Below are 22,027 nucleotides of genomic sequence, written 5' to 3'. Positions count from 1 at the left end.
GTCCTTGCCTGTAAAGGGTTTGAAGGCCGGTCAGGGGATCGAGGTCTCTTTAGCGCATGTGAACCTGTCGTGCGACAGGAAAATGACCGCGTTCACAACAGCCACTATTTACGACCGGGCGTTTGCTAGAACTGTTCCTGCTGGTCGTCCAGGGAAGTGTCTCCTCGCCGACGTTTCGATACATAGTCTACAAATCGGCTCAATAAAGGAGTTGCTTGTTTTTCGTGCCAGCAAAGGCCAACGGGCCAACTCGATTCCACACCGGAGAGAGGTTGCTGATGGGTGCGACCGGACAAAGCATTGACGCCGCGCCATGGTAAAAATGCCGCTCCCAGCCCGGCAGCCACCACGGCATGCACGGTCAGAATATCTTCGGCGTGTTGAACGATACGCGGCTTGAAGCCGCTCGCTGTACACCAGCGGCTGACCTGCCCATCCAACCCCGGCCCGCTAGACGGGGAGAGCGCAACAAAACCAAGGCGGTTCAATGTCGATACTCGATCCGGAGTAGGAAACTCCACCTCGCGGGGGAGCACCAATGCCAGTTGCTCCTCAATGAGCGGCATGAAAGACAACTCGCCGTCTTCCTCCGGCGCTCGGCAAAAACCGACGTCGAGCCGGCCAGTCATTAAACGCTGATGCTGTTCTCGTGACGGTAAATCATTAAGCGTGATCTGGCTGTCCGGTATCGTCGCACGAAATCCAGCGATCAGTTCGGGCGCGATGATGAGCGTCGAAACGCCGAATCCAATGTCTAGCTGCCCTGTCAGCCCGGCATTGGCTCGGCGCATCTTGACATCGATATCCTCGCTAAGGCGCAGGAGCGACCGCGCTTCCCGCTTTAGCAGCATCCCCAATGGCGTCAATATCGCGCCATGCCGCCCGCGCTCGAACAGTGCTCCTCCAACGGTTTCTTCCAGCGCCTGTATTTGCTTGGACAGCGTCGATTGCGTGATGAACAACTTCGCTGCGGTCTTGCCGTAGTGACCCGCATCGGCCAGCTCGATGAAAGATCGTAGCAGTTTAATTTCCATTCCATTTCCGAATATTTTTGATCGAAAGTTTCATTTTACAAAAGGGTACCGGCACGGTCAAATCATCATGAAGCATTTCATCGCCACAAGTCATCAGGGGCATCGGTCATGACGTTCAAGGTTTCTTCCGTGCAGTTTCAGCACAAAGCCAGCGACAAGGCCTACAACCTTGCACGGATCACGCATTTCACGAACGAGGCAGTTCTTGCAGGCAGCCAGTTCGTCGCGTTCCCGGAGATGTGCATCACCGGATACTGGCATGTTCCCAAGATGGATCAAGAGGGCCTGTATGCACTTGCCGAACCGCTTTCAGGCCCGTCGATTTCCTATCTTGCTGCCCTGGCACGCGAGAAGGGGATCGCGATCGGCGCGGGATTCTTGGAGCTGGCCGGCGATCAATCTCTATACAACAGCTATGCCGTTTGCATACCGGATGGGCAGATTCACTGCCATCGCAAACTCCATGCCTGGGAGCATCGTCTCATCTCCAGCGGCAATGCCTTCACGGTTTTCGATACGCCTTGGGGTGTCCGCGCCGGCATTCTGATCTGCTGGGACAACAATCTGATCGAGAACGCGCGGGCAAACGCCCTGCTTGGCGCAGAAATGCTGATCGCGCCGCATCAGGCCGGCGGCGGCTATTCCGTCAGCCCGCACGGCATGAAGCGAATTCCCGTCGAGAAATGGACCCGCCGGCATGAAGACCCGGAAGCGATCGAAGCCGAAATTCGTGGTCCGAATGGTCGCGAGTGGTTCATGCGCTGGTTGCCGTCTCGCGCTCATGACAACGGGATGTTTTTGGTGTTTAGCAATGGCGTCGGCCAAGACGAGGATGAAGTGCGCACAGGCAATGCCATGATCCTCGATCCCTATGGCCGGATTTTGGTTGAGACCTGGCAGGCCGCCGACGCGATCGTGAGCACCGAAATAGATCTCGCTTTGCTCGACAAATGCACGGGGCAGCGCTGGATTCGCGGCCGTCGCCCGGAGCTTTACGGCGTTCTGACGCGGCCTAATCCACAAGGCCTTTCACCGATGGACGCTAGGTTCTCCGATACCTCGACCCGCAAGCACCCGGGTGCAGACGAGGCGCTGTGAGCATCATTGCGCAAGCTGCGCCGACAGAGGGGAAACGATCATCCTTGCTGGTGATATTGGCGGCGCCAAGGTGCATCTTGCGCTCTACGATCTCGTTGATTGGCAGGCTGAAGCTTGTGTCAAACAAGCAGCTATTTGTTGCCGCTCTCAGATCATCAGAACTTGTAGCCCACCAGAAGGCCGGCACGAGTCATACCGGCATTCGGCCCATCGCAGAGATTGGCGTGCGAGGAATGCGCCACCTGCGCCATCAGGCTCCAGTGACTGTCGAAATTATAGCCGACCCCAGCATATTCGTGGAAAAGCAGGCGACAGCCGAGCATTGGGCCATCTTTGGTCCAATCGTCGAGATTGCCGGTATGCACGGTGCCGCCGAAACCGGCTTCCGTGAAGATGCCGTTGCTATGAGTGAGTGTCCAAGACAGGCCGGTAAAGACTTGCGTCGCTGCTGTATCGGTGGTGCCGATCGAGGTGCCCAAGTGAATGCGCGGGCGCAAGAGCTGATCTTTCCAATCGTCTGTCGGATTGTAGCCGAAGGGATTGAACAGCACTTCGACTTCCGGAAAGACGCCGGCTTCATGGTCATGCCCGGTCTGGATGGAGCCGCTGGCGCCGAAGCGAAGTTCATCGAATATCTTGGTTTCCGTGGCTGCTTTTGTGCCCGCAATGTCTGCGGCGGCAGCGGATTCAGCGACACTAGCCGAACCAATCATCACCAAAGCGGTGAGCGCACGTGTCCAAAAACGGCCCCTAGAAATAGCGTCAAAAGCCATGCACCCAACCCCCAGATGGCAACCGATTCTCAGTCGTTAACCAAGTGGTAGCATCCTTAAGGTCGAGGTAAAGTAGGCTAGAGTATATGACAGTGCATTTCGCAAAAACTGAAGCGAAACTGCAACAGTGACGTCATAATCGGCCGTCAGCCCTCATATGTGGCTGTCATAGCTCGCGGACCCATTTTCCAGCAGGTGACGTAACGTCATGAAGCCGCTCGCGACCTCGTCGCGGCGTTGTGGTGATGAAAAGGCGATGCGGACGCGGTGATAGGCCTTGTCCGTGCGGGCGGCCTTGAACTCGTCCTCGTCGTCGACGAGGACGCCCTCGGCAAGGGCGGCATTCTTGAACGTACCCGAAAGCCAGGGTTCGGGCAGTTTCAGCCATAGGAAGGGGACATGCGGATGCGAGGTGAATTCGAAGCCCGACAGCTTTTCCCGCGCCAATTGTTCACGGGCGCGAATTTCCTCGACCGCCTGACGCCGCAGCGCCATCGCGTGGCCGCTAAGCACCAGTCGGGCACAGGTTTCAGCCAGGATGAAGGGCAAGCCGCCGGTCGTCATCTTGTGGGTGACCTTGATGCGTTGGGCGAAATGCTGCGGGCAGGCAACCCAGCCGCCGCGCACGCCGGCAGTTACCGATTTTGACAGGCCACTGACGAGGAACGTGCGCTCCGGTGCAATGTCCGCCATCAGCGGATTCGGATCTTCGGTCATGCCGCCATAGAGATCGTCTTCGATCAGCCAGACGCTATGGCGGCGCGCTATGGCGGCAATGGCCCGGCGGCGCGCCTCCGGCATGGTCACCAACGTCGGATTGTGTGCCGTCGGCATCAGGAACGCCAGGCGCGGGTGTTGCTGCTGACAAAGCCGTTCGAAATCGTCAGGGATAATGCCGTGCTCATCGGAGTCCACCAGGATGGAACGGCGACCGAGAAGGCGGGTGGCGCGGCTGACCTGCGTATAGGTCAGGTTCTCGAAGACGATCTTATCGCCCGGCGAGGTGACGGCGGAGATGACGGCGATGGCGGCGGCGTGAGCGCCGAGTGTCGGCACGATCGTTTCGATCGCCGGCTGCCAGCCGTTACGGGCAAGCCAGACCTGGCCGGCGCGAAACCAGTTCGCCGGGAAGTTTCGCGAATAAGAGGAAATCTCAGTCGGATGATCGCGGCTGATATCGGCGAAGAGCTGGCCGATGATCTCGCCCTGGCCGATATCCGGCGCCGCTGTCGTATCGAAACGGATTTTGTCGCCGGGGACCTCAAGACCGCGGGTGCCGGCGAGCGCCTGCGTAATCGGATCCACGGGCTCGATCTGTTTGCCGTTGGCGCGCTCAAGCACATAGGTGCCACGCCCGACTTCACCTGCCACAAGGCCGCGCTCATGTACGAGCGCATAGGCGCGGCTGACCGTGCCGATCGTCACCCCGATATCGTAGGCGAGATTGCGTTGCGGCGGCAGCTTCGTGCCCGGCGGCAGCACGCCATGCGTAATTGCATTCTCGATGCTGTCGGCGACACGGATGTAAACCGGACCGGTTCCGCTGGATATGTCGGGTAGCCAATTTGTCATAATGACAATTTGTTAGATTGCTTCGCGAATAGAGTCAATATTATGAGTCAATTTGTGTCGTTTGGCTCGATACATTTCGATTGTCACGATCAAGCGAGCAAGAAATGGATACAATAGATACAACTGAACTCAGCAAGACCGCCATAGTGAGTGGTGGAGAGGCGCCACGCGCCTTCATGCCGATATCGCGCTTGGCGCGGCGCCTTTTTGATGCTTTTGCAGTTTGGTTGCAGAAACGGGAAAGCCGCTGGACTTTGCGCCATCTGACCGATGACGAGCTGCGCGACATCGGCCTGACCCGTCGGGAAGCGATGGCCGAGGCGGGAAAATCCTTTTTCTGGGACTGAACGACGCCGAGGACGGTTAGATGTTAGCTAATACGGAAAGCACGGCATCTGCACGCTTCTCGACGGACACTTTCGGCAAGACGTGAATTTCGTAGCCGAGCGAAGGATAGATCGCGGCCAGCCTGTCATATTCCGCTATGGCTGCTGAAAGATCATGCCTTCGCTCACGGTCCGCGACGTATATGGGGTCATTTGCGGGAGGGGGCGATATACTACCTTAACGGCGGCCATCGATATTCTCCCGTGAGCGTTATATGCTCCCATCCGAGCGGTGAGACATGAGGCAGGAGCCCAAGGTCGATCTGCTCACCGCTGTCAATTTGCTCGGCAACGATTTCGCCGAGCTTCCATGCGTTCCAATAGATGATGACGGCTGTGAGGAGGTTGAGGCCAGCAATTCGATGTTGCTGTCCGTCGGACGAGCGGTCTCGAATTTCACCTCGCCTGTTGAAGTTGACCGCACGCTTCAGGGCATGATGCGCCTCGCCCTTGTTCAATCCGATTTGCGCCCGGCGCTGTAGATCAATGTCGCTCAGCCAGTCGAGCATGAAGATAGAGCGCTCGAGACGCCCGACCTCTCTGAGCGCCACTGCCAGGCTGTTCTGACGTGGATAGGCGGCAAGTTTTCGAAGAATTTGGCTGGGCACGACGGTCCCGGCGGCCATGCTGGCGGCGAGCCGCAGGATATCGGGCCAATTTTCACGGATTAGCCGAATGTTGATCCGGCCGCCGATCATCGGCTGAAGCACGGGGGGCACCTCGTTGATCGCGGGAACATAGATCCGCTTGTCCGGCAGGTCGCGGATTCTCGGTGCGAACCGGAAGCCGAGAACAGAGCAGATGGCAAAAACATGATCCGTAAAGCCGCCCGTATCAGCATAATGCTCGCGGATTTGCCTTCCGGTGTCATTCTGCAACAGACCATCGAGAATATAGGGCGCTTCGTGAGCAGTCGCGGGAATAACCTGCGTCGAATATGGTGCATATTGATCAGAGACGTGACTGTATGCCGAAAGCCCAGGCTCATTGCCATACCGGGCATTGACGACGTTCAATGCTTCTCCGGTCGACCCTGCGGCGAAGTGCTGACCATCAGAAGACGAAGTGGTTCCGTCACCCCAGAAGCGGGCCATAGGTAATTTCGACTGTGCCTCAACAATCATCGCAAGGGCGCGTGCCGTTGTCTCCTCTCTAACGTGCCATTTACCGATCCGCAGCAACTCCCAGAAAGTGTGAGTGTCGCTGGCGTCAGCCATCTTCCTGAGACCGAGATTGACGCCGTCAGCGAGCAGAACAGTCAGGATACCAATGCGGTCGCCGCAGGCGATACCCGTACGGAGATCGGTGAAGGCATCGGTGAAGTGCAGCTTTTCATCGACCTCAATGAGGATGTCCGTGATCCGAACGAGCGGCATGCTTTCATAGAGTTTCAGGACGAGTGCGGCAGCCTCCTCTGGTGTCGCCTTTTCGAGCCGATCGATCTGAAGCCTGCCGTCGACGATGGCCCCACCTGCAAGAATACCAGCCTCGTTGGCACATTCGATTTGCGTCATGCCGCGTTTGAGGATCTGGCTTCGCTGGCGAAGCCAGTCGTCGGCTTCCAGCGGAACAGCCAGCCGTGCAGTTTCGGAGACGGTTTCAATCGGGACCAGTGCTGTGCTGATCTCGCGATACCGCCTGCTGTCAGCCAGCCAGATGTCGCCCGAGCGCAGCGCGTTGCGAAGTTCGAACAAGATCCCGATTTCCCATACTTGCCGATCGGGTTTTCCATCCGTCAGAATCCTTTTGCGCCACTTGGCTCGAGCGAAGTCGAGCGGTGCATTGACTGGCAAAGTGCGATGTCCGCGGCGATTGAGACGGCGCAGCACTTCCAATGCTTCGAGAAGCGAATCCGCGCCGCGCCCACCTCGGAACGTCAGGATTTCCAGAAACCGAGGCGCATACCTCCGGAAACGGGCATATCCGTCAGTCACGAATTCCAGCGGATCTGCCGAGACCTTGCCTGTCAGCGCGGCCGCCTGCGCGACAGTTTGGCGGAGCAATTCCCAACCACCACCTTCCGCGATGGCTAGTCCCAAATCGTCCTGCTCATCATGCGCGGTGATCAATGCGCCGCCAAAGCGGGAAAGCATTTTCAGCGTGTCGCCGATCGAAGCGCGCTCGGCCTGCAACAGCTCATCTCGTTTGCGTTCACATGCGCGATAGAGCTTTCCGACGATACGATCATGCGTTTCGACAGCGACATCCGCCAACATGGCCGTCCACTCCACGACGCACGCAGCCAATATCGCCAATCGTCGAGTTTCCGGCAGATCCCGCATTCCATCGGCGGAATAACGTTCGCCTTGACGACGCAAACCAGTCATGCGGAAAGGCGGGATATCGTCGAGGGTGCCAATATTGATGGCGAGCTTGCGCAAAAAGTCCAGCCGGTCGAGGAGGCTGTTCATATCGTTGGAATTGGAACCGGCTTCGAACTGACGCAACCACACAAAACGCGTAATCCGACCATCGACCGCTTCGGAAAGCAGGGACAACAGCCGAGTGCGGCTTTGTGCATCCAGACGCCAAGTGATGCGGGACGCGATTGCACGTTCTGCGGCAACCAAAGCGTCGGCACAGCACCGTTCGACGGTCGAGGCCGCCGGGACGATGACATGGCGACGGCGCAGCTCCGCCAGGAACTCGGCCGCCAATAAGTCATTCGTTTTTGACTTCTCCGCAGCCTCCTTGAGCCAAATGAGCATGTTTGCGCGAATCTGGCCTTCAAATGGTCGATAGCCGTAAAGTTGCTGCAGTGCCGTCGAATGTTGATAGCGCGTTTCAGATCTGGCACCGTACTCGGCAAGTTCTTCAGCCACGACACCGATCTGCGCACCGATGAAGGCCAACATCGATCGCGGGATCATCTCTCCTGGCTGTAGGAGGCGGCCAGGATATCGGAAGGCGCAAAGCTGGAGAGCAAATCCCAATCGATTTCGAGGGCGACGACGTTGCCTGATGTGCCGCAGGTCTTCGTCACTCAATATGTAATGTCGAAGCAATGACGGTTCGTCGGTCGGCAGATCAAATAGCCTCTCGCGCTGGCGTTCGGTCAGAATAGTGCGCCTTGGCATGCAACGTTGTCCCTATTGAAGTATAGTCTGTTCTGGACAACGATCGGCTTATACAAATCAAGGCCTTTCGGCATCAAAATCCAAAAGGGTTCAATTGGGACAGCGAGCCACCATCTATTGCCGCGTTTCGACCGCCGACCAGTCATGTGAGCGGCAGGAGCGTGACCTGACGGCGTTTGCCGAGCGTGCCGGTTACGAAGTGGCGGGAATTTTTAAAGAAACGGGTTCCGGCGCAAAGCTTGACCGAGCTGAACGCCGTAAGATTATGGCCCTCGCACAGGCCCGGCAGATCGACGCCATCCTGGTCACTGAACTGTCCCGATGGGGCCGTTCGACCATCGACCTTCTCAATACGCTACGCGAGCTGGAAAGTTGGAAGGTTTCAGTCATCGCGATGAATGGGATGACTTTCGATTTATCCTCTCCGCACGGCCGAATGCTCGCAACCTTCCTGTCCGGCATTGCGGAATTCGAACGCGATCTGATCAGTGAGCGGGTCAAGTCCGGCCTAGCCGCTGCAAAAGCGCGTGGCAGAAGACTCGGCCGCCAAACTGGAGAACGACCAAAGTCAGATAGGCTTGCACCGAAAGTCATGGCGCTGATCGCTGAAGGCCGCAGCTATCGCTGGATCGCTAGAGACCTCGGCATTAGCAAAAATACCGTCAACGACATTCTCAAACGGAATAGAGATTTAAACAATGGCACATGAGCCTATCACCGCGCTTCTTCCGAAATCGGGCGGCCACCAGTTCGTAATGTATGGCGATTCATGTTCCGGCGTTCCAAACGCTCTGCACGAACGAACGCTCGCTGAGGTGAACGCAATCGTGAAGCGCCTGGCACCACAGCCTGAGTTCATACTGTTTCCGGGTGATGAAATAATCGGCCTAACTCCTCATCCGGATGCTTTACGCGAACAGTGGAAACACTGGTTTGAAGTCGAAATGGCATGGCTCGACCGCCAGAAAATCCCGATGTGGCATACCACAGGCAATCACACAGCATACGACAAGATGAGCGAGGACATTTTTCGCGAAGTCTTACAGCTTCCAGACAACGGTCCAGCGGACCAGAAAGGGCTGTCTTATTGGGTCCGTCGAGACGACTTATTGTTGGTCTTCGTTCATACGCTTTGGACCGGTCTCGGTGGAGAGGGGCATGTCGAAACTGAATGGTTGCAGAGAACGCTCAAGCAGCACGCTGATGCAAAATATAAAATCGTGCTTGGCCACCATCCGGTATTTCCAGTCAACGGCTTTTCCGGAACTTACCAACGTGAAATCGGCCATGAGTATGCTGATGAGTTCTGGAATATACTGGTGGATGCGAACGTCCTTGCCTATGTCTGCAGCCATATTCTCGCATATGACGTCCAGGTGCACCGAGGAGTGCTTCAGATTTGCACCGCTGGAGCCGGCACAGCACATAGAATGCCTGAAGGTGTTGAATATCTTCACTGCATCCAGGCTGCGCTCGATGAAAACGGGCTAAAATATCAGGTGCTCGACACGGAGGGCGTTGCACGGGAGCGATTGCAATGGCCACCTATGCCCACCGCCGCTTCTACTGAATGGCAGCGCGTTGGGGACGGTAAATCTGACGCACTCTTTACCGGATTGATCGGTCGCGGAAGCGTTGTTGAATTTCGCGTTGTAGGACGGACGGCTCAGAAGCCCTGGGCACCTGAGCAGACGCTGTTCACCGCACATTCTCCAGAGACCATCGCTCCAGTCTGGCTAGGTACGCGCGGACCGAAGCAAACTCTCACTCTGGTCGTTGGGAGACAGCCAGGACGAAGCCCTTCCTACTGGTTCGGCCCCGATTTAGTAGCTGCTTCGGACTTTGATATTCATGTCGCTTTCTATCCGGAGATGGGGCCAGGGGGCATTCTCTACCGGCATCATAGTGAAGCCGTGTGGACCTCATTCAAAGCTGCCACAGCGACCGGAATTGAAAACGTTAAGTGGCCGGGTTCTTGGAATGTTGGATACGGCCAGCATGGAGAACATGACCGACGGTTCAAAGGGACCGGCTTAACTATCCGCGTGCGTCAGGATTTCGCTTAAGGTAGTATTCCGCCCCCTCCCGCAAACGACCCCTATATTTCCGGCCATGGCGGTGTCAGGAAGACGTGTCTGTTGTAGCGATGGGATTGTCGCAGTGCGGCCAGATCGGCTCCGTCGGTCAGGTGGTGCAGTGCCGCCGCGGCATCGATCAATCCTCTGTCGAAGAATACCAGGCCGGGAGCTGAGGCAGCGATGGAGCGATCTGACATCGACACCTCTATAGCCCGGCGGGCAAACGCGGGCACATCCACCCAAGGTAGGGCCGAACCGCCGCGTTCCAATTCCTCGATGACGATCCGGCGTCCCGGTTCTTCTACGACTTGGTAGCCGCGCCTGCTAAGCTCCTCAAGCAACGTCGACTTGCCGCCGCCCGAGCATCCGGAAATGACGACAAATCGATCCAAGGCAGCGATCCCCGAAATTGAGGGCCAGCACGTTTTCCCAGGATATCAGGCTCCGCCTCAGCAGCCCTTCGTGCCTGCGGCCCAGCGGTTGACATCGCCGGTGATGCGGCCGCCCGAGGCGCCTGACATCATCGGGCCGAAGGCTTGCAACTGCGCCGGGCTTCCTTCCGCCTGGACGACGAGAGACGGCCGGCCGGTCGGGTGTTTTTTGTCAACCACGAGAATGCGCGGACGGCCAGTGTAGGAGTTAAGCTCGGGAGCAAGCTGGTACCCAGCAAAGGCCGGATCAGCCGATTTGAACCAGCAGGCATTGGCATTGGTCATGACGCGCTCCATCGTCGACAGGGCGCTGTGATCGGTCGCGCTGATGCTCGGCGGACGCGGGCCGCACGAGGTCACCAGCAGCCCAAGCGTCGCGATGGCAGCGGCGGAATAAAATCCTGTCAGGAGGCGAGGGCGCATCAAACTCTTTCCAATGAAGTGGTTGGGGCTAATGAAGCAAGTACGACTGTTCTGCCGAAGGTGGTTAAACGGCATTTCGGCGCCCTGCTGTTTTATGCAAAGACGCCGATTTTATGGTTTCTGATATCGACCTGATATCAGGCGGCGATCACGTCGAGAGCGGAAGCGAAGAGGCCGCGACCGTCGGCACCGCCATGGGCGGCTTCGATCAGGTTCTCCGGATGGGGCATCATACCGAGCACATTGCCCTTGGTATTGATGATGCCTGCGATATCGTTGATCGAGCCGTTCGGATTGGTATCTTCGGCATAGCGGAACACCACCTGGCCATTGCTTTCGATCGCTGCCAGCGTTTCCGCGTCGGCAAAATAATTGCCGTCATGGTGGGCGACCGGGCAGCGGATCACCTGACCCTTGGCATAGGCGCGGCTGAAATCCGTTTCGGCATTGACGACTTCGAGCTTGATCTCGCGGCAGACGAATTTCAGCGAGGCATTGCGCATCAGCGCACCAGGTAGCATGCCGGCTTCCAAAAGGATCTGGAAACCGTTGCAGACGCCCAGAACCTTGACGCCTTTATCGGCTTTCTCCTTGATCGCCTGCATGACCGGCATACGGGCTGCGATCGCGCCGCAGCGCAGATAGTCACCATAGGAAAAGCCGCCGGGAATGACGATCAGGTCGACGTCGGGAATCTCGGTCTCTGTCTGCCAGACAGTTACCGGCGCATGACCGGAAATCTTGGTCAGCGCCGCGATCATGTCACGATCGCGATTGAGGCCGGGGAGTTGGACGACTGCTGATTTCATGGTGCTGGTCCCGAGAGAGGCGAGGGGTGATCGCTGGAATATGCTCCGTCAAGCCATACTCCTTTGCCTGTTGCAAAGAAAGAATGGCCTGCAAAGGAGGACGATCAGTCGATCGAAATGCTGAAGTTCTCGATCACTGTGTTGGCGAGAAGCTTTTCGCACATGGCTTTCAGCTCGGCTTCGGCCTTGGCCCTGTCGGCGCCGTCGAGCTCCAGGTCAAAAACCTTGCCCTGGCGGACCTGATGGACGCCGTCGAAGCCGAGTGCGCCGAGCGCGCCTTCGATAGCCTTACCCTGCGGATCGAGAACGCCGTTTTTCAGCGTGACGGTTACACGAGCCTTGATCACGATTGTCCTTCCTGCGCTTACTTGACGAGAACCGGGCCCGTGCCGCGCACGGGTTCGTTTTCATTGATGATGCCGAGTCGGCGGGCGACTTCGGAATAGGCTTCCAGCAAACCACCCATGTCGCGGCGGAAGCGATCCTTGTCCATCTTCTCGTGGGTTTGAATATCCCAGAGACGGCAGGAGTCCGGCGAAATTTCGTCGGCAAGGATGATACGCATCATGTCGCCTTCGAACAGGCGGCCGCACTCGATCTTGAAATCGACGAGCTGGATACCGACGCCAAGGAAGAGGCCGGTCATGAAGTCGTTGACGCGGATGGCGAGCGCCATGATATCGTCGAGCTCGGCCGGATTGGCCCAGCCGAACGCCGTGATGTGTTCCTCCGAGACCATCGGGTCTTCAAGTGCGTCGGACTTGTAGTAGAATTCGATGATCGAGCGCGGCAGCACGACGCCTTCTTCGATGCCGAGGCGCTTGGCGAGCGAGCCGGCGGCGACGTTGCGCACGACGATCTCGAGCGGAATCATCTCCACTTCCTTGATCAACTGCTCGCGCATGTTGAGGCGGCGGATGAAGTGCGTGGGAATGCCGATTTTGTTCAGATGACTAAAAATATATTCGCAAATACGATTGTTCAGAACGCCCTTGCCATCGATGACTTCGTGTTTCTTCTTGTTGAAGGCGGTGGCGTCATCCTTGAAAAATTGGATCAGCGTGCCTGGCTCAGGCCCTTCGTAAAGGATCTTGGCCTTGCCCTCGTAAATACGGCGGCGACGGTTCATCGGTAATGTTCTCTGTCGTTAGCGCTCTGAAATAGCGCAAGTGGATCGATCTGTGGGCGTCCCCATAACGGATAAGAAGCGAATTCACAATCCGCCAGCGCCTCCTTCCTCGGAATTCCGGCTTTGGTTCTATACCAATGCGAGAATCGCGATCCTGTTCTCCCATGTTCTACAGGCTTTTATTTGACGATGGAATGAAGCCGCCTCTGTACTGCACAGGCTAGTCGGGCTTCACAGGCTAGTGAGCACGGCTTCCGCCACTATATCACGGCTCGGCCGCAATCACGGCTTGAGCTGACCGAGAAACTTGGCGAAGACCATCGTGCCTTCCGGCCAGGGACCATGACCGGAATCGGCGTTGATATGGCCGGCCTCGCCGGCGTCGATCAACAGCGAGCCCCAGCTACCCGCAATGTCGTCGGCATGCTCGTAGCTGCCGAAGGGATCGTTGCGGCTGGCAATGGTGATCGATGGAAAAGGCAGGGGATCGCGCGGATAAGGACCGAACGTCATCAGATGCTTCGGCCTGATCTTCGGATTGGCGACGTCGGGCGGAGCAACGAAGAACGCGCCAGCCACCTTGTTGCGGAAATGCGGGATCGCATGGATCACCGAGGGCACGCCAAGCGAATGCGCCACCAACACGACGGGCCGGGTGGAGGCGTTCACTTCTTCGGCGATACGGGCAACCCAATCATCGCGCACGGGCTTCGACCATTCGGCCTGCTCCACCCGCCGCGCCGTCGAGAGCTTCTGCTCCCAGCGCGTCTGCCAGTGGTCCGGGCCGGAGTTGGTGTATCCGGGGATGATGAGGATATCTGCGTCGGAGGCTTTCATGATGGCGCCGATGTGGAAAAGGAAGACCGAGGTGTCAAGGGGAAAGGCGACAATTGCGGCAAAATTTGCTAGGATCCCGCCTGCCGGTAGCGATTGATGATGTCGGCGCCTCTTTTGCCCGACGTTTTCGTGCCGCCAGCTAAACTCATATAGGCTGATGAGGAGGAGGAATACTATGACGGCATTTCATGTCATGGCTGGCGCCAATCACACCTTTACGCGTCCGGCCATCCGCAAGATCGGCGTCGCCGATCTCATCGATGCCCTGAAACTGGGGCTGGACGACTTCAGCGAAAAACCATCACATTACGTATTCCTGTGTCTCATGTATCCGATCGCGGGCATAGCTCTGGCGATCTGGAGTTCCGGCGAGAACCTGCTGCCGTTGCTGTTTCCGCTGATGTCCGGCTTCGCGCTGCTCGGACCGTTGGCGGCGATCGGCCTCTATGAGATCAGCCGGCGGCGGGAGAAGGGGCAGGACACGTCCTGGCATCATGCTTTCGAAGTCCGCTTCTCTCCGGCGTTGCCGTCCATCATTGCGGTCGGCCTCATGCTGTTTGGCTTCTTCATCGTGTGGCTGGTCGTGGCACAGACCATCTATACCGCTTATTTCGGCGATAGCGTGCCCGCAACGCTCTCATCCTTCGTGTCGAACGTGGTGACGACGCCGCAAGGCATGAGCATGATGTTCTGGGGCAATCTCGTCGGCTTCGTCTTTGCGCTCGTCGTGCTGGCAACGACCGTCGTTACCTTCCCGCTGCTGCTGGACCGCGATGTCGGTGCCGTGGCGGCGATCGACGCCAGCATTCGCGCGACACTCATCAATCCGGTGCCGGTGGCGATCTGGGGTCTGATCGTGGCCGGGCTTCTTGTCGTCGGCACGATCCCGATCTTTGCGGGGCTCGCCGTGGTCATGCCCATTCTCGGACATGCCACCTGGCATCTTTATCGCAAACTCGTGGCACCGGCCGTCGAGAGCCAATTTCGGCCGTGAATACGTTCCAGGCGATCGACTGGAACCGCCAATCACTTTGCAACGTTGATCCGCATCAACTCGCACGCTTTTTCGGAATCCATCAAATTCGGGAGAAGCGTGCGAACGAGGCTTAGGCGTTCGCATGTCCGTTTCGGACATGCGGCTCAGTGGAAGATGCGAATTACATGGCAAGGATCAGACATATTTTCTCCCGTTTCGCCACCATCGTTTCGGAATGGACGGGAAAACCGGTCGTCTTCATATTGGCTCTGCTGTCGGTTGCTGTCTGGGGCATCACCGGGCCAATCTTCGATTTTTCCGAAAACTGGCAACTGGTCATCAATACCGGCACGACCATCATCACCTTTTTGATGGTCTTCCTCTTACAGAATTCCCAGACGCGCGACACCCGCGCCATTCAAGCCAAGCTCAACGAACTCATCCTGACAAGCGCCGCCGAGAACCGGTTCATCGGCATAGAAAATCTCGACGAAGAAGATCTGAAACACCTCGATCGCCTAGTCGCGAAGGCAGCCAAGCGCGATGGAGAAGGACCGGGCCGCGTTATCGAAGAGGATGAGACTGTCGGGAAACCCGACATAAAACAGAAAAGGCGGCGCGTTGTCGGCGCCACCTCATCAAATCTCGACCAGTAGTTGGTCAGCCGAACACACGCTTGAAGATCGTGTCGACGTGCTTGGTGTGATAGCCCAAGTCGAACTTTTCGCGGATGTCTTCCTCCGAGAGCGCCGCACGGACTTCCTGGTCGGCGAGCAACTCCTCGAGGAAGTCCTTGCCCTGTTCCCAAACCTTCATGGCGTTGCGCTGCACGAGGCGGTAGGAATCCTCGCGGGAAACACCTGCCTGCGTCAGTGCCAGCAGCACACGCTGAGAATGAACAAGTCCGCGGAACTTGTTCAGATTCTTCATCATATTGTCCGGATAGACAAGCAGCTTGTCGACAACGCTGGTCATACGGGCCAAGGCGAAATCGAGTGTCACCGTCGCATCTGGGCCGATCATTCGCTCGACTGAAGAGTGGGAAATATCGCGCTCATGCCACAGCGCCACATTTTCCATCGCCGGCATGGCGTAGGAGCGGACCATGCGGGCAAGGCCGGTCAGATTTTCGGTCAGTACCGGATTGCGCTTGTGCGGCATTGCCGATGAGCCTTTTTGGCCGGGGGAGAAATATTCTTCGGCCTCCAGCACTTCGGTACGCTGCAAATGACGGATTTCTGTAGCGAGACGCTCTATCGAGGAGGCGACGACGCCGAGCGTGGCGAAGAACATGGCGTGACGGTCGCGCGGAATGACCTGTGTCGAAACCGGTTCGGGCTTCAGGCCCAGAGCCGCCGCGACGTGTTCCTCGACGCGCGGATCGATATTGGCAAAGGTGCCGACGGCGCCGGAAATGGCGCATGTAGCCACTTCCTCGCGCGCGGCGATGAGGCGCTGCTTGCAACGCTCGAATTCGGCATAGGCGAGAGCCAGCTTGACGCCGAAGGTGGTCGGCTCGGCATGGATGCCGTGCGAGCGGCCGATGGTGACGGTGTCCTTGTGCTCGAAGGCACGGCGTTTCAGGGCTTCCAGAAGCTTGTCGATATCGGCCAGCAGCAAGTCGCTGGCGCGGACGAGCTGAACGTTGAAGCAGGTGTCGAGAACGTCCGAAGAGGTCATGCCCTGATGCACGAAACGGGCATCCGGTCCGACGATTTCGGCGAGATGCGTGAGGAAGGCGATGACGTCGTGCTTGGTGACGGCTTCGATCTCGTCGATGCGGGCGACGTCGAAGGTCGCCTTGCCGCCCTTTTCCCAGATGGTTTCGGCTGCGGATTTCGGAATGACGCCAAGCTCGGCCAGCGCGTCGCAAGCATGGGCTTCGATCTCGAACCAGATACGGAACTTGGTTTCGGGCGACCAGATGGCGACCATTTCCGGTCGGGAGTAGCGCGGGATCATGGGCTCAAGCTTTCTTGGGTAAGGGGAAACAAATCCACGGCCCCCATAACAAAGAAGGGAGGCAATCTCAATGTTTCTTGGTTCAATCTTTGCTTCAACTCAACGCGTATGCTTGGCGAGATAAAAGCTTGCCGATGCCAAAAAGATGAAGCCGAGCGGCAGAAACAGGCCAAGGCCAAGGATGGCGAACTGATAGACGGCGCTGGCGCTGGTGAAGGCAAACTGAAAAGCCCAGAGCAGCGTACCGAAGGGCGCATGCCAGCGTGCATAGAACCAGCGGTAGTCCATGGCGAAAAGAAAGGCGGTCATGGCGACTGTGCCAAGCGACAGCGCCAGAAAGAAAGCGGCAAAACGCGTTTCGAGCGGACGCTTGTGCGCGATCAGCCGCGCTAGAGGCAGCATAAACGGCCAGGCAAGCGCACCGCCGAAGAAATAGACCGCCACGAGCGCGGGCAGATGGCTCGTCAGTAGACCATTGCGCAGATAGAGCACCGATAGCGCGGAACTCGCCATTGCCATGCCCCAGCAGGGCGCCCCGAACAGAAGCTGCCGATAGGACGGAAAGGCTGCCCTCAGCCGTCCGGTGGTCGCGACAGCGCTGACCGGATTAATTTGATCCAACGCGGCCTCGTTCTGCCGCAGCGCGCAGGTCGGAGACCGTCTGCCGATAGGCGTCGACGGATCCGCCCTTGAAGATCGCCGAGCCGGCGACGAGGACATTGGCGCCGGCGGCGGTGACGATCGGCGCCGTGTCTACGGTGACGCCGCCGTCGACCTCGAGTTCGATCGGGCGGTCGCCGATCAGCAACCGGGCATTCCGGATCTTGTCGGCCATGGCGGGAATAAACTTTTGTCCGCCGAAACCGGGATTGACCGACATGATCAGGATCAGATCGATATCATCCAGCACGTTTTCCAGAACGGATAGGGGCGTTGCCGGATTGAGCGTGACGCCGACCTTCTTGCCGAGATGACGAACGGTTTGCAGCGAGCGATGCAAATGCGCGCCGGCTTCTGCGTGAACCGTAATGCGATCGCAGCCGGCTTTGGCGAAGGCCTCGAGATAGGGATCGGCGGGCGAGATCATCAGATGGCAGTCGAAAGTGGCGCCGGTATAGGAGCGCAGCGATTTGATGACATCGGGACCGAAGGAGATGTTCGGTACAAAATGTCCGTCCATGACGTCGAGATGGATCCAGTCCGCCCCGGCTTCGGTCACATCTTTGACTTCCTGTCCGAGCTTGGCGAAATCGGCCGCGAGGATGGAGGGCGCAATGCGGATCGGCAGGGTCATGAGATGGCTGAACTCCGTCTGGTTTTATTGCGCTTGGCTTATCACCGGTTCGGCAGGCAAACAACCTAATCCGCTAGCCTTGCACGGACCCTTCAGTTCGACGGCGATGTCACCGGCACAAAGGCGCTGCCGCGCCATTCCAGCAGCAGGAAGGGATTTTCCATCAATTCGTGATGCTGACCGAAGGTGACGGGGCCGATCGGCGTCTGAAATGCCGTGCCGATCAGTTTGTCCGCAATCGGCTTGTTTTCCGTCTTGGCACTTTCTGCAGCCTGGTTGGCAATCAGCACGGCGGCCGCGGCCGGCAGAACATAACCATCCGGCTCGATGCCCTTGGTCCGCATCGCCCGCGCGGTTGCTTGGGCAACGGGCAGGCTGGCGTAATCGGGCAGGGCTATGGCCTGCACGCCGTCTGCCAGAGGCACTGGCTGATTGGCAGCGCGCATCGCGTCACCGCCCATCAGCGTCAAGGGAATGTTCTCGTTGTGCGCATCGCGGGCTATGACCGTAACGTCGCTACGATCGCCGCCGATGAAAACGCGGGTGACGCCAGCCTTCTTCAGCCGGCGGACAAGGGCGATCTGCTGGTCCTGTCCTGGGCGATAGGTGTCGGTGAAGACCGGCTTCAGGCCTTTCTCTTCCAGCGCATTGCGCACCGCTTCCACCAGTTCGCGGCCATGGATCGTGCCGTCTTCGATGAGCGCTATAGGCTCAGCCGCCCAGTTCTTCAGGATGACCTCGGCCGCCATGGCAGCCTCGGCGCTGTCAACCGGAGCGAGACGGAAAAGCTGCCAGCCGTTCTTCAGCGCATCTTCCATCACGATATGCGAACGCACGGAAACGGTGATGACCGGAATGCCGGCTTCTTTCAGCCTCGGCAGCGCACCTGCCAGCGTCTCGCTACAGAGAAAGCCGATCGCGACCTGCGCCTTGGCGGTGATCAATGACTCGGCCGCGGCCCTGCCAGCATCCTCCGTGCAGGGTTCGTCGACGATAGTGGCGGAGTCCTGCAGGGTCTGCAGTTCAAAATTGGCTCCCGCGGTGATCTGGGCGCCGAGGGATGCGAAGTTCCCGTTCTGCGGCGCGACAATGCCGATATTGATGCCCGCAGCATGGCTGCTGCCCGCCGCCAGAAGCAGCGCGATCAGAAGCGGTGTGCGGCGCAGAACGTTCATCGACATGGTATCCTGGACAATTCTCATGCCCTTTTATCCGCCAGAAGGTCGCCGTCAAAGAAAAAGCAACGAAATCTCTCTGATTTCAATAATCCTATTGTAGAAAAGCTAACGTCTGCCCGCCATATTAGGTGAAAACGAGAAATGACGAAAACGAGGGAAGCAATCGTGCTGGACAAGCAGCGTATGGATCCGGTGCTCTATCGCGACGCCATGAGCCGCTATGCGGGGCATGTGCAGCTAGTGACCACGGCGCTTGGCAATGAACGGCGCGGGGTAACGATCACGGCCGCCTGCTCGGTCTCGGACAATCCCGCCACGATCCTGATCTGCCTTAACAATAACAACGCCAAGAACGACATCTTCTTCAAAAGCGGCATCTTTGCCCTGAACGCACTGGGCGCCCATCATCAGGCGCTCGCCGACGCTTTTTCCGGCAAGACGAATTTGACCAATGACGAGCGTTTCGCCATGGGCAAGTTCGATACGCTGGTGACCGGCGCCCCGGTGCTAGCCGACGCGCTGGCCGCCTTCGATTGCCGCGTCACCGAAATCAAGCGCGCTTCCACGCATAACATTATCTTCGGCGAAGTCGTAGCCGTGCATTTCGATGAAACAATGCCGGCGCTGCTCTATATGAACCGGGACTATCACACGCTATAACCTCGCTAGAGCACAACCCTTTAGATCGGAATCGATCTAAAGGAAGGATTATGCGCCGATTTGAAGCGTTACTGCGTCCTTAGCGCGTTCGATGGGACGCGCGGCGCAGTAATGGGAGAGACCATGCCTGATCGTCATCACGCACTTTCGCTGCCGAGTTCGATCGACGAAACAATAGCCTTGCTCGGTGCCCACGATTATCTCGCGGGGCGTGCCCTCGGTACGGTATTGTTTCTGGCGCTGAAAATGAAACGGCCGCTCTTTCTCGAGGGCGAGGCCGGTGTCGGCAAGACCGAGATCGCCAAGGTTCTGTCGAAGGCGCTCGACCGGCCGCTGATCCGCTTGCAATGTTATGAAGGCCTCGACGTTTCCTCCGCCGTTTATGAATGGAACTATCCGGCACAAATGCTGGAAATCCGCCTTGCCGAGGCGTCGGGACTTACCGATCGGGACCGCATAGAGGCCGATATCTTTTCCGAACGCTATCTCATCCGCCGGCCCGTGCTGCAGGCTTTGTCGAACACAGGCGGCCGCGCGCCGGTATTCCTGATCGACGAACTGGACCGCACCGATGAAGCGTTCGAAGCTTTTCTCCTCGAAGTGCTCTCGGATTTCCAGGTGACCGTCCCCGAACTCGGAACCATCCGCGCCGCCGAGCCCCCCATCGTCATCATCACCACCAACCGCACCCGCGAGGTGCACGATGCTCTGAAGCGGCGCTGCCTCTACCATTGGGTCGACTACCCCGAGGCGGAGCAAGAGCTCGATATCATCCGCCGCAAGGTGCCCGGCTGCAACGAGGCGCTGTCGCGCCAGATCGTCGCCTATGTGCAGAAGCTGCGCACACTCGACCTCTTCAAAAATCCCGGCGTCGCCGAAACCATCGACTGGGCGACGGCGCTGACCGAACTCGATCGGCTGGCGCTCGATCCCGAAACGATTTCCGATACGCTCGGCACCCTGCTGAAATACCAGGACGATATCGCCCGCATCAAGGGCGGCGAGGGCAAACGGGTGCTGGACGAGGTCAAATCCGAACTGCTGGCGACAGGATGAGGCGATGGAACCGGCAATGCAGGACGGCATTACAGCACCGCCGTCACCGTCTGGTGATGGGCGTCTGGCGGACAACATCGTCTTCTTTGCCCGCGCTTTGCGTAAGGCCGGCCTAAAGATCGGGCCGGCGGCCATCGCCGACGCAATCGAAGCCGTCGAGACCATAGGCATCGGCTCGCGCGAAGAGTTCCACGCGGCATTGTCTTCCGTCTTCGTCAAACGGCATGAGGATCTCGCAGTTTTCGATGAGGCTTTCCGACTGTTCTGGCGCTCGCGCGATCTCGTGCAGAAGATGATCGCGATGATGTCGCCGGTCGCTCCCGATAGTCGTGAGACGGAAAAGCCGAAGCCGGGCGAGCTCCGCGTCAGTGACGCCCTGCTTGGCGAGCGAGACGACCGCCGGCCGGAGCGCGAGGTCCCGGATATCGAAATCGATGCCCGCTTCACGACATCGGGTAATGAACTCCTGCGCCGTATGGATTTCGCCCAGATGTCGGCTGCGGAAATTGCCGTTGCGAAAAAAGAATTGGCAAGGCTGGAATTGCCGCTCGATAGCGTCCGCACCCGCCGTTTCATGCCGTCGCATGCTTCCGCCAAGGTCGATCCGCGTGCGACGATGCGGTCGGCACTTCGCACCGGCGGTACGCTGATCCTGCCGCGCTATCGCGAGCCCAAGGAAATGCAGCCGCCCTTGGTGGTGCTTGCCGACATTTCCGGCTCGATGAGCCAATACACGCGCATCTTCTTGCATTTCCTGCATGTGCTCACTGAGAAGCGCCGGCGGGTGCATACATTCCTGTTCGGCACGCGGCTCACCAACGTCAGCAGGCAGATGCGTCACAAAGACCCGGACGAGGCGCTCGACGAATGCGCCGCCGCCGTCCGCGACTGGTCGGGTGGCACGTGGATCGGCGAGACGCTGAAGGAGTTCAATAGGCTCTGGGCGCGGCGGGTGCTGGGCCAGGGTGCGATCGTGCTCCTCATCACCGATGGACTGGAGCGGGAGGGCGTGGAGCTTTTGCAACGCGAAATGGACAGGCTGCATCGCTCCTGCAGGCGGCTGATCTGGCTCAATCCGCTCTTGCGCTTCGAGGGCTTCGAACCTCGCGCCCGCGGCGTTCGCGCCATGCTGCCGCATGTTGACGAATTCCGTCCGGTTCACAATCTATTATCTCTGGCCGATCTCGTATCGGCCCTGAGTGCCGGTCGCGCCGGCGCCTATGATCCACGCCGTTTTCTCGCCAAGCTGTGAGG

At 58.3% G+C, this 22,027-nt stretch carries 23 protein-coding genes and 1 pseudogene; 9 read left to right on the top strand and 15 right to left on the bottom strand.

Annotated elements, in window-relative coordinates; translation table 11 throughout:
• Positions 1 to 125: 125 nt before the first annotated feature.
• Positions 126 to 1,034: a LysR substrate-binding domain-containing protein gene (locus QA646_RS07625; RefSeq protein WP_283058443.1), complete on the bottom strand. Its 909-nt coding sequence runs from the start codon at positions 1,032 to 1,034 to the stop codon at positions 126 to 128.
• A gap of 108 nt (positions 1,035 to 1,142) precedes the next feature.
• Here QA646_RS07625 and QA646_RS07620 point away from each other — a divergent pair, with 108 nt between their 5' ends.
• Entirely contained in the window at positions 1,143 to 2,132 is a 990-nt protein-coding gene (locus QA646_RS07620) for a nitrilase family protein (protein ID WP_283058441.1), read from the top strand.
• Positions 2,133 to 2,287: 155 nt separating this feature from the next.
• Here the strand turns inward: QA646_RS07620 and QA646_RS07615 are convergent, their stop codons facing one another.
• Together QA646_RS07615 and QA646_RS07610 are read right to left on the bottom strand one after the other, a co-directional pair.
• The gene (locus QA646_RS07615) at positions 2,288 to 2,905 is read right to left on the bottom strand and encodes an acyloxyacyl hydrolase (protein WP_283058439.1); all 618 of its coding nucleotides are present in this window, start codon (positions 2,903 to 2,905) and stop codon (positions 2,288 to 2,290) included.
• Positions 2,906 to 3,058: 153 nt separating this feature from the next.
• Positions 3,059 to 4,477 (bottom strand): PLP-dependent aminotransferase family protein, encoded by a 1,419-nt coding sequence (locus QA646_RS07610; protein WP_283058438.1) that lies wholly within the window; start codon positions 4,475 to 4,477, stop codon positions 3,059 to 3,061.
• Between the two features lie 80 nt (positions 4,478 to 4,557).
• Between QA646_RS07610 and QA646_RS07605 the strand changes: the two genes are divergently transcribed.
• Positions 4,558 to 4,824, top strand: a complete 267-nt coding sequence (locus tag QA646_RS07605; protein WP_283058437.1) for a DUF1127 domain-containing protein — start codon at positions 4,558 to 4,560, stop codon at positions 4,822 to 4,824.
• 16 nt (positions 4,825 to 4,840) lie between these two features.
• On the opposite strand, the gene QA646_RS30595 is transcribed toward QA646_RS07605, so the two are convergent.
• Positions 4,841 to 5,008, bottom strand: coding sequence for a hypothetical protein (locus tag QA646_RS30595; RefSeq protein ID WP_349254263.1), 168 nt, complete (start codon positions 5,006 to 5,008; stop codon positions 4,841 to 4,843).
• A gap of 28 nt (positions 5,009 to 5,036) precedes the next feature.
• On the bottom strand, positions 5,037 to 7,940 hold the full coding sequence (locus QA646_RS07600) for a Tn3 family transposase (protein ID WP_283058435.1): 2,904 nt from the start codon (positions 7,938 to 7,940) through the stop codon (positions 5,037 to 5,039).
• Between the two features lie 94 nt (positions 7,941 to 8,034).
• Between QA646_RS07600 and QA646_RS07595 the strand changes: the two genes are divergently transcribed.
• Positions 8,035 to 8,649 (top strand): recombinase family protein, encoded by a 615-nt coding sequence (locus tag QA646_RS07595; RefSeq protein WP_283058434.1) that lies wholly within the window; start codon positions 8,035 to 8,037, stop codon positions 8,647 to 8,649.
• Complete coding sequence (locus QA646_RS07590; protein ID WP_283058433.1) at positions 8,639 to 10,006, top strand: metallophosphoesterase; 1,368 nt, start codon at positions 8,639 to 8,641, stop codon at positions 10,004 to 10,006. The genes QA646_RS07595 and QA646_RS07590 overlap by 11 nt, the downstream gene beginning before the upstream one ends.
• A 35-nt stretch (positions 10,007 to 10,041) precedes the next feature.
• On the opposite strand, the pseudogene QA646_RS07585 reads toward QA646_RS07590, so the two are convergent.
• From QA646_RS07585 to QA646_RS07560, 6 genes and pseudogenes are all read right to left on the bottom strand, one after another.
• Positions 10,042 to 10,410 (bottom strand): annotated as a pseudogene (locus tag QA646_RS07585) (AAA family ATPase); the annotation flags it as partial.
• A 57-nt stretch (positions 10,411 to 10,467) separates the two neighbouring features.
• Positions 10,468 to 10,872, bottom strand: a complete 405-nt coding sequence (locus QA646_RS07580) for a hypothetical protein (RefSeq protein ID WP_283058432.1) — start codon at positions 10,870 to 10,872, stop codon at positions 10,468 to 10,470.
• A 137-nt stretch (positions 10,873 to 11,009) separates the two neighbouring features.
• The gene (purQ, locus tag QA646_RS07575; protein WP_283058431.1) at positions 11,010 to 11,681 is read right to left on the bottom strand and encodes a phosphoribosylformylglycinamidine synthase subunit PurQ; all 672 of its coding nucleotides are present in this window, start codon (positions 11,679 to 11,681) and stop codon (positions 11,010 to 11,012) included.
• 104 nt (positions 11,682 to 11,785) lie between these two features.
• Positions 11,786 to 12,028 (bottom strand): phosphoribosylformylglycinamidine synthase subunit PurS, encoded by a 243-nt coding sequence (gene purS, locus QA646_RS07570; RefSeq protein ID WP_283058429.1) that lies wholly within the window; start codon positions 12,026 to 12,028, stop codon positions 11,786 to 11,788.
• A 17-nt stretch (positions 12,029 to 12,045) separates the two neighbouring features.
• Complete coding sequence (purC, locus tag QA646_RS07565) at positions 12,046 to 12,810, bottom strand: phosphoribosylaminoimidazolesuccinocarboxamide synthase (protein ID WP_283058427.1); 765 nt, start codon at positions 12,808 to 12,810, stop codon at positions 12,046 to 12,048.
• A 282-nt stretch (positions 12,811 to 13,092) separates the two neighbouring features.
• The gene (locus QA646_RS07560) at positions 13,093 to 13,647 is read right to left on the bottom strand and encodes an alpha/beta hydrolase (protein WP_283058426.1); all 555 of its coding nucleotides are present in this window, start codon (positions 13,645 to 13,647) and stop codon (positions 13,093 to 13,095) included.
• Between the two features lie 175 nt (positions 13,648 to 13,822).
• Here QA646_RS07560 and QA646_RS07555 point away from each other — a divergent pair, with 175 nt between their 5' ends.
• Complete coding sequence (locus tag QA646_RS07555) at positions 13,823 to 14,641, top strand: DUF2189 domain-containing protein (protein WP_283058425.1); 819 nt, start codon at positions 13,823 to 13,825, stop codon at positions 14,639 to 14,641.
• Between the two features lie 176 nt (positions 14,642 to 14,817).
• On the top strand, positions 14,818 to 15,279 hold the full coding sequence (locus QA646_RS07550) for a low affinity iron permease family protein (RefSeq protein WP_283059001.1): 462 nt from the start codon (positions 14,818 to 14,820) through the stop codon (positions 15,277 to 15,279).
• A 4-nt stretch (positions 15,280 to 15,283) separates the two neighbouring features.
• Here the strand turns inward: QA646_RS07550 and purB are convergent, their stop codons facing one another.
• The 4 genes from purB to QA646_RS07530 form a co-directional block, all read right to left on the bottom strand.
• Entirely contained in the window at positions 15,284 to 16,585 is a 1,302-nt protein-coding gene (purB, locus tag QA646_RS07545; RefSeq protein WP_283058424.1) for an adenylosuccinate lyase, read from the bottom strand.
• Positions 16,586 to 16,684: 99 nt separating this feature from the next.
• On the bottom strand, positions 16,685 to 17,104 hold the full coding sequence (locus tag QA646_RS07540) for a hypothetical protein (RefSeq protein ID WP_283059000.1): 420 nt from the start codon (positions 17,102 to 17,104) through the stop codon (positions 16,685 to 16,687).
• Between the two features lie 88 nt (positions 17,105 to 17,192).
• The gene (rpe, locus tag QA646_RS07535) at positions 17,193 to 17,879 is read right to left on the bottom strand and encodes a ribulose-phosphate 3-epimerase (protein ID WP_283058423.1); all 687 of its coding nucleotides are present in this window, start codon (positions 17,877 to 17,879) and stop codon (positions 17,193 to 17,195) included.
• Positions 17,880 to 17,971: 92 nt separating this feature from the next.
• Positions 17,972 to 19,054, bottom strand: coding sequence for an ABC transporter substrate-binding protein (locus QA646_RS07530; protein ID WP_283058999.1), 1,083 nt, complete (start codon positions 19,052 to 19,054; stop codon positions 17,972 to 17,974).
• A gap of 144 nt (positions 19,055 to 19,198) precedes the next feature.
• Between QA646_RS07530 and QA646_RS07525 the strand changes: the two genes are divergently transcribed.
• The 3 genes from QA646_RS07525 to QA646_RS07515 all read left to right on the top strand — a co-directional run bounded on the left by QA646_RS07525 (position 19,199) and on the right by QA646_RS07515 (position 22,025).
• Entirely contained in the window at positions 19,199 to 19,717 is a 519-nt protein-coding gene (locus QA646_RS07525) for a flavin reductase (protein WP_283058422.1), read from the top strand.
• A gap of 123 nt (positions 19,718 to 19,840) precedes the next feature.
• The gene (locus tag QA646_RS07520) at positions 19,841 to 20,773 is read left to right on the top strand and encodes a MoxR family ATPase (RefSeq protein WP_283058421.1); all 933 of its coding nucleotides are present in this window, start codon (positions 19,841 to 19,843) and stop codon (positions 20,771 to 20,773) included.
• 4 nt (positions 20,774 to 20,777) lie between these two features.
• Complete coding sequence (locus QA646_RS07515; protein WP_283058420.1) at positions 20,778 to 22,025, top strand: VWA domain-containing protein; 1,248 nt, start codon at positions 20,778 to 20,780, stop codon at positions 22,023 to 22,025.
• The last annotated feature ends 2 nt before the right edge of the window (positions 22,026 to 22,027 follow it).

Source organism: Rhizobium sp. CB3090 (assembly GCF_029714285.1).
Lineage (GTDB): Bacteria > Pseudomonadota > Alphaproteobacteria > Rhizobiales > Rhizobiaceae > Rhizobium.
This window is presented reverse-complemented; position numbering and strand designations above follow the sequence as displayed.

Coding starts and splice junctions, on each gene's coding strand:
- QA646_RS07600 (WP_283058435.1), bottom strand. CDS start 7,940: ATGCCAAGGCGCACTATTCTGACCGAACGCCAGCGCGAGAGGCTATTT.
- purB (WP_283058424.1), bottom strand. CDS start 16,585: ATGATCCCGCGCTACTCCCGACCGGAAATGGTCGCCATCTGGTCGCCC.
- QA646_RS07620 (WP_283058441.1), top strand. CDS start 1,143: ATGACGTTCAAGGTTTCTTCCGTGCAGTTTCAGCACAAAGCCAGCGAC.
- rpe (WP_283058423.1), bottom strand. CDS start 17,879: ATGACCCTGCCGATCCGCATTGCGCCCTCCATCCTCGCGGCCGATTTC.
- QA646_RS07580 (WP_283058432.1), bottom strand. CDS start 10,872: ATGCGCCCTCGCCTCCTGACAGGATTTTATTCCGCCGCTGCCATCGCG.
- QA646_RS07520 (WP_283058421.1), top strand. CDS start 19,841: ATGCCTGATCGTCATCACGCACTTTCGCTGCCGAGTTCGATCGACGAA.
- QA646_RS07610 (WP_283058438.1), bottom strand. CDS start 4,477: ATGACAAATTGGCTACCCGACATATCCAGCGGAACCGGTCCGGTTTAC.
- purC (WP_283058427.1), bottom strand. CDS start 12,810: ATGAACCGTCGCCGCCGTATTTACGAGGGCAAGGCCAAGATCCTTTAC.
- QA646_RS07525 (WP_283058422.1), top strand. CDS start 19,199: ATGACGAAAACGAGGGAAGCAATCGTGCTGGACAAGCAGCGTATGGAT.
- QA646_RS07515 (WP_283058420.1), top strand. CDS start 20,778: ATGGAACCGGCAATGCAGGACGGCATTACAGCACCGCCGTCACCGTCT.
- QA646_RS07560 (WP_283058426.1), bottom strand. CDS start 13,647: ATGAAAGCCTCCGACGCAGATATCCTCATCATCCCCGGATACACCAAC.
- purQ (WP_283058431.1), bottom strand. CDS start 11,681: ATGAAATCAGCAGTCGTCCAACTCCCCGGCCTCAATCGCGATCGTGAC.
- QA646_RS07555 (WP_283058425.1), top strand. CDS start 13,823: ATGACGGCATTTCATGTCATGGCTGGCGCCAATCACACCTTTACGCGT.
- QA646_RS07590 (WP_283058433.1), top strand. CDS start 8,639: ATGGCACATGAGCCTATCACCGCGCTTCTTCCGAAATCGGGCGGCCAC.
- QA646_RS07540 (WP_283059000.1), bottom strand. CDS start 17,104: ATGGCAATGGCGAGTTCCGCGCTATCGGTGCTCTATCTGCGCAATGGT.
- QA646_RS07615 (WP_283058439.1), bottom strand. CDS start 2,905: ATGGCTTTTGACGCTATTTCTAGGGGCCGTTTTTGGACACGTGCGCTC.
- QA646_RS07625 (WP_283058443.1), bottom strand. CDS start 1,034: ATGGAAATTAAACTGCTACGATCTTTCATCGAGCTGGCCGATGCGGGT.
- QA646_RS07530 (WP_283058999.1), bottom strand. CDS start 19,054: ATGAACGTTCTGCGCCGCACACCGCTTCTGATCGCGCTGCTTCTGGCG.